Below are 14,923 nucleotides of genomic sequence, written 5' to 3' on the forward strand. Positions count from 1 at the left end.
TTTTGTGTTGGATAAAAACACGAAGCTGCCGCACCTTAGTGCGACAGCCCCTTCTATTATTGCTTCAAATTAATTTCAAAAATTAGTTCTTAGCAATCCAAGTCGGTATAACAGAACCAGTTCCTTTTGTATAGGTATACAAGTTATCATCATACAGCTGGATGAACGGTACAGATACCTTTGTATCTTCCATGATATCGCTTGTATTTGAGTAGTCATTTACAAACTTGATATGGTTGATAAGAGTCTCTGCAGTTTCATCACCAACGCTAGCTACAGACTTGCTGTTCTTGTTGATTGTTACATAAACCTCAGCATCGATATCTTTGTTCTCTACATCGTACTTCTTGCTGTAAAAAAATGCCGAACATCCATATTTGAGTTTATAAAACGATTAGAAGATTCGTTAAGTGAAACAAAATCCTAACTTCCCCGTTTAAGAAATATTTCCTATTCTTTTCACAAAAGAAACACATCTATGCGTTACACTACAACCATCAAATTCAAGGAGGATATAACGCATGATGATAGATTCTAAGACAAAATGGAGTGTCTGGGGGATGCTCTTTGGTATGGCAGTTGTGCTTGGAGCAGGAGTTGCATTTCTAGCTTTTATCTTGACAAGGGATCCGCAGATTTTGGCTTTTCTGTATGATAAAATTACCGTTCCCCAGAGTCTGCATTTTATCACAAACTTCAAGTGGTTGTTCAATCTGATTGTTGTGTGCGTGACAGCAATTCCAGCAGCGGCTGTGTTGTATGTGAGTGAATGGGGATTTAGCCGCTGTGCTCAGGCAAAAGAAAAATAATTATTATAAAAAGTGTGATTAAATTTTCATTCAAAAAACTTGATCACACTTTTTATTATAGAAATTACTGGATCTATTATTTTATAAACTCAACAATTTTGCATTCATGTTTTCTGGTTTTCAAATCATAGTTAATTCCAACTAACAGCATATTTCCCGAATAACAAAAAGAACTGCCGCATAGAATGCGGCAGCCAGACTGTAGACAAAGCCCTGCTTTTGCAGGGTTTTGCTATTGTTGGAACCGCTTTTCTGATATAATAAATATCAGAAGGGCGGTGTTTTTTATGATGACGAAAAATGCAGATAAAAAAAGAGAACAAATGATGATGTTTTCCATGGATGATATGGTACCTCAAAACCATATGCTGCGATTAATTGATAGGGCAATCAATTGGAATTTTATTTATGATCTGGTTGAAGAAAAATACTGTCCGAATAACGGCCGTCCCAGTATGGATCCCGTCATGCTGATAAAGATACCATTCATTCAGTATCTCTATGGGATAAAAAGCATGCGTCAGACCATGAAAGAGATTGAGGTAAACGTTGCATACCGCTGGTTTCTCGGACTAGACATGTTAGATCCAGTACCTCATTTTTCTACATTTGGAAAGAATTATACCCGCCGTTTCAAAGATACAGACCTTTTTGAGCAGATCTTTTCAAAGATTTTGGAAGATTGTATGAAATATAAGCTTGTAAATACAGAACAGATCTTCGTGGATGCAACACATGTAAAAGCCTGTGCAAACAGTAAAAAAATGCGTAAGCGGGTTGCACACGAACAGGCTCTCTGGTATGAAGAGGAATTAAATAAAGAGATTGAAAAAGATCGTCTGGCACATGGAAAAAAGCCATTGAAGAAAAAAGATGATAACCAGCCACCTGCATCCGGTGGAACCGGAAATGATAAGGATTCTATATCTGAAGAACTTCCTGAAGATGTGAAAACACAAAAATGCAGCATCAGCGATCCGGAAAGTGGATGGTTTCGAAAGGGTGAACATAAACACGTTTTTGCATATGCTGTAGAAACTGCCTGTGATAAACATGGCTGGATCCTTGGATATACAGTACATCCTGGTAATGAGAATGACAGTCGTACTTTTAAGGCATTATACGATAAGATATCTAAACTGAATCCGCAGATGGTAGTTGCAGATGCAGGATATAAAACTCCGGCAATCGCCCATCAGCTGTTGGAAGATGGAATTCAACCACTTTTTCCGTATACCCGTCCCAAGACCAAAGAAGGCTTTTTCGGAAAACACGAATTCGCATATGATGAATACTATGATTGTTATATATGTCCGGGAGCACATATATTGACATACAGTACAACAAACAGAAGTGGATATAAAGAGTATAAAAGCTGCGGTAAACATTGTGCTGAATGCCAATATCTTTCAAAATGCACAGAAAGTAAGGATCATGTAAAAATGATCACACGTCATGTATGGGAAGAATATATGGAAGTGGCAGAAGACATTCGGCACACGATAGGAAACAGACAGATCTATCAGTTAAGAAAAGAAACCATAGAGAGGATATTCGGTACAGCGAAAGAACAGCATGGATTTCGATATACGCAATATGTAGGAAAGGCGCGGATGGAGATGAAAGCCGGGCTTACCTTTGCATGCATGAATCTGAAAAAACTGGCAAAGATTCTGGAAAAACGAGGCTGGAATACAGCCACTTTTTTATATTTTGAGCTAAGAACAAGAGTAAAATCAAAATTTAAAGAAAAATGGTACTGGGCATAACACCCAGCACCAAGTTTGTCTACAGTCTGACTGCCGCATAGAATGCGGCAGCCCCTCTTAGTATAAAGTTTTAATTAACGATAAAACTTAAAATTATTTATTGTTGTTTAATCCTAACCAACCTTCAACAGCCTTAGTATCAGCCAGATTTGTGTAGGTATAAATATCGTCATCATACAGCTGGATGAACGGTACAGATACGATCTGATCCTCTGTAACAACATCTTTACCAAACTGAGCTTCTGCATCAGCAATCAGATCCTCAGCTTTGATTGTCCTACCGCTAGCTAAAGTAACGGATACAACTTTCTTGCCGCTGATCTCTACTTTTACATCATCCTCAGCGATGCCCTTGTTCTCGATGTCATACTTCTTGGAGGTCTTCTGAACTTTACCCTTGGTATTGGTCAGATAGATATCTCTATCATAGTAGTACAGTCTGTAGTCATCATCTGCATCCAGTCTCTTACCGTTGAAGTACAGATAATCATCTTTCAGACCATTGTAGCCAAGACCATTCTTACCATTCTTGGTGTTGAAGTAGAATGTGTAATCATCATCGTCGTTCTCTACAGATGTTACGCGGCCAGTCTTCTGATAGCCGTTGGCATCGAAGTAGTAGAATCCGCCGTCAGCCTGGCAGTACTGTAAGCCATCCTGCATCTGACCTTTTTCGTTGAAGGAGAAGTATTTACCTTCAATTTTGATTCTCTGAACGTATACAGCTCCGTCATCATCGTAAGTAGCGAAGTCTTTGGAACCGCCATCAGCGTATTTAACTTCACCGTCATCGATGTAGTACCAGTCTGTATCACCATCAGCATCCAGATCCTCAGCGCCGTCGATCTGATACCAGCCGTTACCTCTGGAACCATCTTCAACTTCGTTGTAGTATCTCATTACGCTGGTTGTAGCTAATTCGCCCTTAGCAAGGTTACCATCAAGCTGTGCGTTGGAACCCTGTTCAACAGCCTTACCATCAATCCACTCGTACAGCATCTGACCGTGCTCGTTGAACATATAGTATTTGCCGTTGATTTTCTTCTTGCCTGTGTCATGATATGCTTTACCAGAAGACTGGAACCAGTACCAACCCTCATCATCACAGTTGTCATCTTCAGAACAATCAAGAACTACTTCCAGATCATCATCATCATCCAGATCGTTCTCATTGTTACCGGATTTCTCAAGCCACAGCCACTGAGACTCAGCTCTCCAACCTTCGTCCTCAGTACCTAAGTAGTATGCGTTGCCGTCTTCCTCGTGCCAGCCATACTGCATCTCACCATCTTCGTTGAAGTAGTAGGTCTTGCCATTGATCTTCTTATCTGTATCGGTAACTTTTTTACCTTTGTTGTTGAAGTAGTACCAATGCTCGCCGCCGTCTTCCGGATCATCTTCATCCTCATCAGCCATGGTCTTTTTCCACTCGTTGGTCAGCATATGACCATCTTCAGCTACATAGTAGTCATCATCTACCCATGTATCTGTCTCCATCTCACCATCTTCGTCAAGATGGAACCATTTACCGCCATCTTTCTTCCACTCATCGGTTACCATCTCATCATCGCTGTCATAGTAGTGCCAAACTCCAGCGTCATCTTTCTCCCAACCAGCTGCGAAAGAAGTCATGGAAGCACCCATAGCGAGTAAAGCTGCTGCAGAAAGTACTGCAACTAATTTAGTCTGCTTTCTCATAATTAATGCACTCTCCTTTTTACTTTTTGAAATATTTTTCTCGAAATCCTAACTGCATTACCAGGTCATTATACTTCGGATATGGAAAATTATCAATAGTTTTTTTACAGAATTTCCAACTTTTTATTTTGAAGTGGAATATTGTCTGTATTTCCTATGTTTCTCTTCCCTGTGAAGTACTGCCTTTCTCCGATACACCCACATTATAATACACGTTTTTCCAAAATACCATAACATTTATCTGTGCATTTTCTTACGGATTTTTTACGAAAATTCTTTATAGTTTCGTAATTGTATTTATATTTGTACAATCATGTTTTAACCGCCAAAATGCCTATATTTCCAGTATTTTTTACGTTTCTTATTTCCCACAGACCACCTTATCAAGCCTTTCGTCACTGTTCACGCATACGTGCCCAGTAACAGTCTTTATTCTTCCCCCCGCAGCATTGCTTTTTCCGTTTACTTTCTCTGTGTTTATGCTATAATGTTCATATATCACTTTTAATTTTATTTTTTGAACACACAACAGCTAGAACCTATTTTCACTCTTATCCATCTATAATGATGACGAAATACGTGAATATATAAGAGAAAAATAAAAGAATTTAATAATTCAGGAGGTTTTATATGGATCGCTATGGACTGATCTGCCGGAGTTTCTATGAGAATCCGGATGTGACCCAGCGGGAGCTTGCTTCGATTTTGAATCTTTCCCTGGGGACTGTGAATAAATTGCTTGGGGACTGCCTGGAAGAGGCATTTCTCATGACGGATATGGATACGGGGAAATATCTGCTGACCGAACAGGGGCTTAAGTATCTGGAACAATTTAAAGTGGATGGCGCCGTCATTACCGCCGCCGGGTTTGGCTCCCGGTTTGTGCCGCTGACGTTTGAGACGCCGAAGGGGCTTCTGGAAGTGTTTGGCGAGCGAATGATTGAGCGCCAGATCAAGCAGCTCCATGAAGCGGGGATCACGGATATCACAATTATCGTCGGTTATTTAAAGGAAAAGTTTGAATATCTGATCGACAAATATCAGGTCAAACTCCTCTATAACCCGGAGTACGCCACCAAAAATAATCTGGCTACGATCTACCATGCCCGCGAGCTGTTCCGCGGTCGCAATATGTATCTGCTTGTCTCGGACAACTGGATTCGAAACAATATGTACCATAAATATGAGTGCGGCGCATGGTACTCTTCTGTTTACATGGATGGTGAAACGTCGGAATGGTGTCTTTCTTCTAATAAAAAGGGGCGTATCACATCGGTGCAGGTCGGTGGGCATGATTCCTGGGTCATGTATGGACCTGCGTTCCTCTCGCGTGATTTTTCCAACCAGCTGATTCCGCTCATTGAGGAAGCCTATCATCAGCCTGGCACAGAACAATGGTACTGGGAACAGGTTGTCGTCGATCATATCAAAGAACTGGATTTTTCGATGAACTGCCAGCCGGCGGATCAGGTCTATGAGTTTGAAAACCTGGAAGAACTGCGCCTGTTTGATCCGAAATATCAGAATCATTCGGACAATGCCGCCATGCAGCTGGTCGCACACGTTTTCAATGTAAAAGAGGAAGCGATACACAACATCCGCTGTCTCAAATCTGGTATGACAAACCAGTCGTTCCTGTTTGAACTGGATGGAAAACATTATATCTGCCGCATTCCGGGTCCGGGAACAGAATTTCTGATTAACCGGAAAGAGGAGGAGGCTGTTTACAAGGCGGTCACACCGCTTGGCATTACCGAACATATTTTGTATTTTGACGGAAAAACCGGCTACAAGATCGCCCAGTATTATGAGGGCGCTCGGAATGCGGATGCAAAGAACCCGCAGGAGATGGCCGCCTGCATGGAGATGCTGCGGAAGCTGCATCATTCCGGCGTGACGGTTCCGCACACGTTCCGCATCCGGGAACGGATTGATTTTTATGAGAGGATCTGCCGCGGACATGAGGAAATGCTGTTCGAGGACTACCCGGCAGTCCGCGCCCGGATGAATGAACTGATGGATCGGCTGGATACACTGGAACGTCCTTGCTGCCTCTCCCACATTGACTCGGTTGCAGACAATTTCCTGTTTCTGCCGGACGGCTCCCTGCGTCTGATCGACTGGGAGTATGCAGGCATGTGCGATCCGCTCATTGATATTGCGATGTGCAGTATTTATTCATATTATTCACAGGAAGAGCTTGACCACCTTCTGGAAGAATATCTTCAGCATGCCCCATCGGACGAGGAACGTTTTGTCACGTATGCCTATGCGGCGCTCGGAGGTTTCCTGTGGGCGCTCTGGGCGGTCTTCAAGAGTATGGAAGGACGCGAATTTGGCGATTACACGATCGTGATGTACCGGTATGCTAAAAATTATTATCGAAAAATTGTTTCCGAGGGCTTGTTAAAATTGTAATATTTCCGTTAGGTATTTTACATTTTTCTATGTTATACTTATAAAGTAATTTGATATGATACCAGGGTCAAAAGGTCAGAAGTTCGACGCAAGCTTGCTTGCAGGAGAATTTTTGCCCTTGGGACCCGCCAAAAACATGAGTAAGTAGCCATTTTTCAAAGAAAAATGAGCGAATTACGAATGTTTTTGAAGATTGCGGGAGCATATAGTGCGGAGCAATCTGGTATCAGAGGGGTCAAAATGCCTTTTGACCCCAACATCTTTGATATTAATTTCTACTGTAATCATAAATAACGATAAATCACATTGCAAGGGGGATACGCGATGCGGAAAAGATATGCAAAACTGCTTGGGCTTGCCTGCCTGATCGGTGCCATGGGGCTGCTTCCTTCTTCCCAGAGCCGTGCGGCCGGATGGCTGAAGGACGGAAACTACTGGTACTACATGACCGACGACGGTCAGAAGCATACCGGATGGGTACATATCGGAGAGAAATATTATTATATGGATGATTCGACCGGCAAGATGGTGACTGGATGGCGTCAGGATTCATCCACTTCCGCCTGGTATTATTTCAACCAGAGCGGCGAGATGATGACTAAATGGCAGAAAATCAACAACTACTGGTACTATTTTAACCAGTACGGTGTGATGCAGAAGGGCTGGCTCCAGCTTGATACGGTCTGGTATTATCTGGGTGAGGATGGACGGATGTTTACCAACTGGCAGAAGATGGACAACGGCACCTGGTACTATTTCGGCACGGACGGGGCGATGCGGACTGGATGGCAGAAGGTAAACAGCACCTGGTATTATCTCGACGAAAATGGAAAAATGCTGACCGGTTGGCAGCTTATTAAAAATGAATACTACTATCTCCATGATGGCAAGATGCTGACTGGCTGGCTCAATGACAGCAACGGAAACACCTACTACATGGACAAGACAGACGGCAATATGAGCCGCGGCTGGAAGCAGATCGACGGCACCTGGTACTATTTCAATGAGTACGGACACCGTCAGAAAGGCTGGATTAAGGTATCCGGCACCTACTATTATCTGGATGAGAACGGTAAGATGGCTTCGAACACAACCCGGACGATTGATTCGGTGAAATACACCTTTGCCAAGAGCGGTGCGTGCCAGAATCCACCGTCCAGTCTCTCCGGCATGAGCGACAGCTATTTTGACCCAAGTGCTTCACAGGGAACAGGGACTTCGTCTGGCATTTCTTCTTCAAGCAGCACTTCGGGGCCAAGCGGAACGGCTTCGAACAATTCCAATTCAGGGACCTCCAGTTCAGGTAACACCAACAATTCGAATAGTTCCGATCCTTCGACCAGTTTTACTGCACCGGGAAGTTCCAACAGCTCCAGCTCGTCAAATGGTTCTTCGTCGGGCACAACCGTTCCGATTCCTGGAAGCGGCTACAGCAGCTCCACTTCCACGCCGGGCGGGACTTCCAGTTCGTCAGGCTCTTCGAATAACCAGACAAGCAGCAGTTCCACCAGCGATACCGGCAATGTACCAAGCCGCATCTACAGCAACGGCACGACTTACACCGCACCGACGACATCGAACTCCAGCTCGTCAGGCTCTTCGTCAAATTCGTCCGATAAACGGATTAACGGATTTACCTCCAATCAGGGCGATACGATTCAGGAGGGACAGACGCAGGGTCCTGGACGGAAATAAACCGTATTTGCAAAATATATAATTGAAATAAAAAAGATTTTGACCAACGATTCATAGCCTATATCGATGGTCAAAATCTTTTTAATTAAAATCATACCTTCTAAAAGCTGCCTACACCTCAAACACCAAATCCCCATAACTCGGGAACGGCCATAACTCTTTATCTACCAGCATTTCCAGCTCGTCTGCCGGTTTACGGAGAGCTACCATCGCCGGGCATACCTCATGCAGATAGGCGAATGCTTTTTCTTTGTTATCCTTGATCGCAGATGCCTTTGCCAGGATATCTTTGAGTGCCGCCAATGCCACTTTCATCTCTGAGAGTTTATCAGAGGTCTCTAAAAGCAGTTCTTTCTGGACACTGACATCGGCCTCCTCACAGGCAGTCCGGACGGCTGTCAGGGAGGAAGCAAGCTGAGTCGTATATTTGACAACCGCCGGGATGATCTGCTTGCCTGCCATGTCGATCATCGTCTTCGCCTCGATGTTAACAGTCTTGGAATATGCCTCATACTCGATCTCGGCACGGGATTCCAGCTCGGTCCGGGTGTACACGCCAAATTCTTCAAAGAGCTTGATCGCTTTCTCGGTCCGGATTGCCTCGACAGAATCGATACCCGCTTTCAGGTTCGGGAGTCCACGGCGCTCTGCCTCTTTAACCCATTCCTCAGAATAACCATTTCCGCTGAAAATGATACGGCGGTGCTCTGCAAACAGACGCTTGATGATATCATGGACTGCGCTGTCAAAATCATCGCTGTTTTCCAATTCGTCCGCAGCCTCTTTAAACGCTTCTGCCACGATCGTGTTGAGCACGACGTTCGGGGATGAAACAGAATCCGAAGAACCAACCATACGGAACTCGAATTTGTTACCGGTAAACGCAAACGGTGAAGTACGGTTGCGGTCGGTTGCATCCTTGACGAAATCCGGAAGTGTCGCTACTCCCGTCTGAAGTACCTCGCCTTTCTTAGAATGTGCGGCTTCGCCCGTGCTGCACAGCTGATCGATAACATCCTCCAGCTGCTCGCCCAGGAAAATAGAGATGATCGCTGGCGGCGCCTCTGCCGCACCCAGACGATGATCGTTGCCCGGAATCGCGGTGGACTCGCGCAGCAGATCCGCGTGTCTGTCAACTGCTTTCATGATGCACGCCAGAACCAGAAGAAACTGTACATTTTCGTGCGGCGTCTCGCCCGGATTCATCATGTTGATGCCGTCGTCGCTCGTCAGGGACCAGTTGTTGTGCTTACCGGAACCATTGATTCCGTCAAATGGTTTCTCATGCAGCAGACAGGTCAGGCCGTGATGTCCTGCGACACGCTTCATCGCCTCCATGACCATCTGGTTGTGATCGACTGCCAGATTGACCTGACAATAGGTTGGCGCTAATTCATGCTGTGCTGGTGCAACTTCGTTGTGCTGTGTCTTTGCACTGACCCCCAGACGCCACAATGTCTCATTTAACTCTTTCATGAACGCACCGACTCTCGGACGGATGCTTCCAAAATAGTGATCATCCATCTCCTGTCCTTTCGGCGGCATCGCGCCAAACAGGGTACGACCGGTGTAGATCAGGTCTTTTCTCTGTAAATATTTGTTCTTATCAACCAGAAAATACTCCTGCTCCGGTCCCACATACGGAATCACCCGGTGGGAAGTCGTATTTCCAAACAGGCGGAGAATCCGGAGTGCCTGCTCGTTGATTGCCTGCATGGAACGCAGCAGCGGTGTCTTCTTATCCAGTGCTTCGCCGCGGTACGAACAGAATGCAGTCGGTATGTAGAGTGTCACGCCCAGCGTATCTTCCCGCAGAAATGCCGGGGAAGTACAATCCCAGGTTGTATAGCCGCGTGCCTCAAAGGTGGAACGAAGTCCGCCCGACGGAAACGAGGATGCATCCGGCTCGCCCTTAATCAGCTCTTTACCGGAAAACTCCATGATAACGCGTCCGTTGGAATCCGGTACGGAGATAAACGCATCATGTTTTTCTGCCGTAATGCCGGTCAGCGGCTGGAACCAATGGGAATAATGCGTCGCACCGCGCTCGATCGCCCAGTCTTTCATCGCGTGTGCGACAACATCTGCGATGGACGGATCCAGCTCAGCTCCGTCTTCAATGGTTTTCTTCAGTTTTTTGTAAACACTTTTCGGAAGGCGTTCCTGCATCGCCTTGTCATTAAACACATTTTTTCCGAAAATTTCCGGTACATTGATAATCTCGCTCATTCAATCCCTCACATTAATATGAAAACAGACCGGACCGCCGGTATGTATATCCGCGTTGCGAAATGTACATCCCTGCAGTCCGGTCATGAACCTTACTTATTCATCAGGCTTTTCCGATAGAACCGAACAGTTCCATCTTTGTCTTAACCGTCTCTTTGATCGCCTCAAAACCAGGTGCAAGAAGTTTACGCGGGTCAAATCCTTTGCCCTGCTGATCCTTACCAGCCTCGATATACTGGCGGGTTGCCTCTGCAAATGCCAGCTGGCACTCAGTATTTACATTAATCTTCGCTACACCTAAAGAAATGGCTTTCTTGATCATATCTTCCGGAATACCGGTACCACCGTGAAGAACCAGCGGCATATCGCCTACTTTTTCTTTTACGGCTGCCAGCGTCTCAAAGCTTAAGCCTGGCCAGTTTGCCGGATATTTGCCGTGGATATTGCCGATACCTGCTGCCAGCATATCAACTCCGAGGTCTGCAATCGCCTTGCACTCGTTCGGATCTGCACATTCGCCCATACCGATCACGCCGTCTTCCTCGCCGCCGATGGAACCAACCTCAGCCTCCAGGGAAATACCTTTCTCCGCGCAGACTTTGACTAATTCTTTGGTTTTCTCTACGTTCTCGGCGATCGGATAATGGGAGCCGTCAAACATGATGGAAGAAAATCCCGCATCGATACATTTGTAGCAGCCCTCGTAGGTGCCGTGATCCAGATGCAGCGCAACCGGAACCGTGATGTTCAGCTCTTCGATCATCGCTTTTACCATCGCAGATACTGTCTTAAAGCCAGTCATATACTTGCCTGCGCCCTCAGATACACCTAAGATAACCGGTGAGTTCTGCTCCTGTGCCGTCAGTAAAATCGCTTTGGTCCATTCAAGATTGTTGATGTTGAACTGACCAACCGCATATTTGCCATCTCTTGCCTTCTGAAGCATTTCCTTCGCACTAACTAACATATACAAACCTCCTCGTTGTCTCTTTTTGATCTAACCAGAGTCTATTATATACCATAATTCAGTATTTGCCTAGCCTGTCAAAAAAATAACAGGCAATTATTTTAATATTTTGTAACTTTTACTGTAAAATCTCCGAAACGGTCTTCTCCATCTCCTCCGGCTTGCACTGGCGGTTGTGACGGATCTCTGCCTTGCGGATCTCCTCGATCGCCTGCGGGATCTTCACGCCGGATGCTTTCTCCATCTCGTCGATAAGCTCGAACTCGCCCTTGCCTTCTTCGCTGCCGAAGATTGCCTCCATGACGCTGCGGGAGAATTTATATGGGCTTGCCGTCGATGCGATAACTGTCTTCTTGGTATCGCCTGTCTCCTTCACATAGTTATGGTATACGCAGGATGCAACGCCGGTATGCGTATCGATCATATAACCGGTCTCATCATAGAGACGCTTGATCTCGGCTGCATTTGCCGCCTGATCAGCATAACCGCCGACAAAATCTGCCATACGCGCACGCATCTCGTCGGTAACCGAATATTTGCCATCTTTCGAAAGCTCTTCCATGCGTTTCTTGGTCTCCTCCGCATCGCAGCCGGTGGAGAGATAAATCAGACGTTCCAGGTTGCTGGAAATCAGAATATCCATCGACGGAGAAGAGGTCAGGATGAATGGACGGTTCTTGTCATATACGCCTGTCTTAAAGAAGTCGTACAGAACTTTATTGTCATTGGACGCGCAGATCAGCTTGTCGATCGGCACACCCATCTGTTTTGCAAAATAAGCAGCTAAGATATTGCCGAAGTTTCCGGTCGGAACGGTTACATTGATCTTCTCACCGTTCTCGATCTCGCCGTTTTCAAGCAGCTTTGCATACGCATATACATAGTACACAACCTGTGGTACGAGACGACCGATGTTGATGGAGTTTGCGGAAGAGAGCTGATAGCCTCTGCCTGCTAATTCTTTGGCAAATTCTTTGTCACCAAAGATTTTCTTGACACCGCTCTGTGCATCATCAAAGTTTCCGGAAATACCGACAACGCTTGTGTTCGCGCCCTTCTGGGTCAGCATCTGCAGCTCCTGCACACGGCTGACGCCGTCCTTCGGGTAAAATACGATAATTCTGGTTCCCTCAACGTCTGCAAAACCAGCCATCGCTGCCTTTCCGGTATCGCCGGAGGTTGCGGTCAGGATCACGATCGTATTCTCCGCATGGTTCTTCTTCGCCGATACGGTCATCAGATGCGGCAGGATCGAGAGCGCCATATCCTTGAAGGCAATCGTGCTTCCGTGGAACAGCTCCAGATAATATGCTCCGTCTGCTTTGACAAGCGGCGCAATCTCTTCCGTATCAAACTTACTGTCGTAAGCGCGCTCGATACAGGTTTTCAGCTCTTCCTCTGTGAAATCAGTCAGAAACTGCTTCATAACTGCATAAGCTACTTCCTGATATGTTTTATGGGATAATTCTTCCAGGCTGCAATCTAACACCGGGATATGATCCGGCATGAACAGGCCGCCGTCTGCTGCCAGTCCCTTTAAGATCGCCATCGAAGCCGTTACGTTGTTTTCACCGCCACGGGTACTGCTGTAATTGATTGCCATGATTTTCATCCTCTCTTTTTATCTTTCCCCATCGTCCCCATCTTTGCAAAGGATGCCGGAGTCAAACTTTCTGCCATGTAAGTGTTCTGTGTGGTTTTGCAGTTCTCCCGCAAAGTTACGGGACCCCCTGCTCACTTTAGTTAAAAATTCTATCATACTTTATGGCACAGCGCAAGAAAAATTCCCCCTTAATACGTGATCTTCCAGCGCCCAAACAATCCCTTCTTAAAATGGGAAAACCGCCGTGAAGCACTCTCATTTCCCATCTCGATCGCTTTCTGGTAGCACTGTGCCGCCCGCTCGAGATCTTCCGGGGATTCATTTTTCCGTTCGTAGATAAATCCAAGCTCATAGAGTGCATATCCGTCACATTCCGTCTGTGCCGCCCGCTCAAAAAGCTCCTTCGCCTTATTTTCATCGGCGGTGCAGCCTTCTCCCTTCATATAGAGATAGCCTAACTTGGATGCAGACTGCAGGCTTCCGGCTTCTTCGCACCGGTTCAGCCACTCAAATGCTTTTGCATAATCGCGGTCTACTCCCTCTTCGCCCTGGAAATACAGGCATCCAAGAATCTCCATGCACTCTGGATTTCCCTGCGAAGCGCCTTTTTCGTACCAGGAAACCGCCTGCTTCATATCAATCTCGCCGTTCAGACCATCCCGATAGATATTTCCAAGCGCCAGACTTGCCTGTCCGTCCGTCTCGATCCCAGCTGCCTCCCGCAGAAGTTTTTCTGCCCGGACGGTGTCCTGCTCGTCGGACGGGCGCAGATACAGGCGGGCTAACGGAAGCGCCGCCTCTTTGATGCCTGCCGCATATGCTTTTCCATACCAGTAAAACGCTTTTTCATCATCGCGCTCCACCAGTTCATCCTGATAGAACAGATTTCCAAGTTCTTCAAAGCTCTCCGCCTCGTTCCGCGCCGCGGCTCCTTCCAGCGCCTGGACGGCCGCCTGGATATCGCGCTCTGTGCCCTGTCCGTTTAAATACATCTGCCCCAGATACAGCATGGCGCGGGAAGACCCCTGCTTTGCCGCCGCATAGTCATATTGGAATGCAGCTTCCCAGTCTTCTTCCTGGCGGTAATGTTCCCCCATCTGGAAGAGTCCCCAGACCTCCCCGCTGGCGGCGCACTGATTCGCCCAGCGAAGTGCCTCTTTTTCATCTTTTTCCCGGTATGTACCATTCTGGCAGCATTTTCCCATCTTAACCATCGCCGGGATAATGCCGCCGTCCGCCGCCCGTTCGTACCAGAAGAGGCACTGCTCACGGGCGCTCTCAGTCTGCGGCATATAATCGGCCAGATCTTCCCACTCAACTGCCTCGCCCATCTGCCACGCGGCATAGACATCGCCCATCTCAGCGGCATCCCGCACCTGACGGTAACTTTCCTCGATGGAATAACGTGCCGACTGCTTCATCTGTTCGTCATACTGACCGGCGCGCAGCGCTCCTAACACTGCCCGGGCACTTCCCGCCGAAGCCCCCCGCAGGTAACATTCATACGCTTTTTTCTCATTGAACCCGACAGCCCCGTCCCCCCAGCTGTAACAGTGTCCTAAAAAGAACCATGCTTCTGCATCGCCCGCATATGCCGCCTCTTCCAGCCAGGTAACTCCCTGGGCGTACATCGCATCGTTACACTGTTTCCAGATCTGGTCTGCACCTTTCTCACATAAGCCTGTCATCAGGATTGTCATATATCATTCATCCGCCTTCCACACGAAATTGTATC

The 14,923-nt window shown here is 46.6% G+C and carries 9 protein-coding genes; 4 read left to right on the forward strand and 5 right to left on the reverse strand.

The window, feature by feature from the left end:
• Positions 1 to 521 precede the first annotated feature (521 nt).
• Positions 522 to 809: a hypothetical protein gene (locus tag DW720_RS11165; protein WP_118638612.1), complete on the forward strand. Its 288-nt coding sequence runs from the start codon at positions 522 to 524 to the stop codon at positions 807 to 809.
• A gap of 287 nt (positions 810 to 1,096) precedes the next feature.
• Positions 1,097 to 2,578, forward strand: a complete 1,482-nt coding sequence (locus DW720_RS11170) for an IS1182 family transposase (protein WP_118749651.1) — start codon at positions 1,097 to 1,099, stop codon at positions 2,576 to 2,578.
• Positions 2,579 to 2,671: 93 nt separating this feature from the next.
• On the opposite strand, the gene DW720_RS11175 is transcribed toward DW720_RS11170, so the two are convergent.
• On the reverse strand, positions 2,672 to 4,276 hold the full coding sequence (locus DW720_RS11175) for a glucan-binding protein (protein ID WP_118749652.1): 1,605 nt from the start codon (positions 4,274 to 4,276) through the stop codon (positions 2,672 to 2,674).
• A gap of 630 nt (positions 4,277 to 4,906) precedes the next feature.
• Between DW720_RS11175 and DW720_RS11180 the strand changes: the two genes are divergently transcribed.
• Both DW720_RS11180 and DW720_RS11185 read left to right on the forward strand, forming a co-directional pair.
• Positions 4,907 to 6,694 (forward strand): phosphotransferase, encoded by a 1,788-nt coding sequence (locus tag DW720_RS11180; RefSeq protein WP_118749653.1) that lies wholly within the window; start codon positions 4,907 to 4,909, stop codon positions 6,692 to 6,694.
• A gap of 324 nt (positions 6,695 to 7,018) precedes the next feature.
• Positions 7,019 to 8,389, forward strand: a complete 1,371-nt coding sequence (locus DW720_RS11185) for an N-acetylmuramoyl-L-alanine amidase family protein (protein WP_118749654.1) — start codon at positions 7,019 to 7,021, stop codon at positions 8,387 to 8,389.
• Positions 8,390 to 8,500: 111 nt separating this feature from the next.
• Here the strand turns inward: DW720_RS11185 and DW720_RS11190 are convergent, their stop codons facing one another.
• The 4 genes from DW720_RS11190 to DW720_RS11205 all read right to left on the reverse strand — a co-directional run bounded on the left by DW720_RS11190 (position 8,501) and on the right by DW720_RS11205 (position 14,888).
• Positions 8,501 to 10,618 (reverse strand): glutamine synthetase III, encoded by a 2,118-nt coding sequence (locus tag DW720_RS11190; protein ID WP_117796044.1) that lies wholly within the window; start codon positions 10,616 to 10,618, stop codon positions 8,501 to 8,503.
• A 103-nt stretch (positions 10,619 to 10,721) separates the two neighbouring features.
• A complete protein-coding gene (fba, locus tag DW720_RS11195; protein ID WP_022360285.1) occupies positions 10,722 to 11,585 on the reverse strand; it encodes a class II fructose-1,6-bisphosphate aldolase in 864 nt (287 codons plus the stop codon).
• A 118-nt stretch (positions 11,586 to 11,703) separates the two neighbouring features.
• Positions 11,704 to 13,188, reverse strand: a complete 1,485-nt coding sequence (gene thrC, locus DW720_RS11200) for a threonine synthase (protein WP_118472626.1) — start codon at positions 13,186 to 13,188, stop codon at positions 11,704 to 11,706.
• A gap of 188 nt (positions 13,189 to 13,376) precedes the next feature.
• On the reverse strand, positions 13,377 to 14,888 hold the full coding sequence (locus DW720_RS11205) for an SEL1-like repeat protein (RefSeq protein WP_022360287.1): 1,512 nt from the start codon (positions 14,886 to 14,888) through the stop codon (positions 13,377 to 13,379).
• Positions 14,889 to 14,923: the final 35 nt, after the last annotated feature.

Source organism: Clostridium sp. AM27-28 (genome assembly GCF_003480955.1).
Taxonomy (GTDB): domain Bacteria; phylum Bacillota; class Clostridia; order Lachnospirales; family Lachnospiraceae; genus Otoolea; species Otoolea fessa.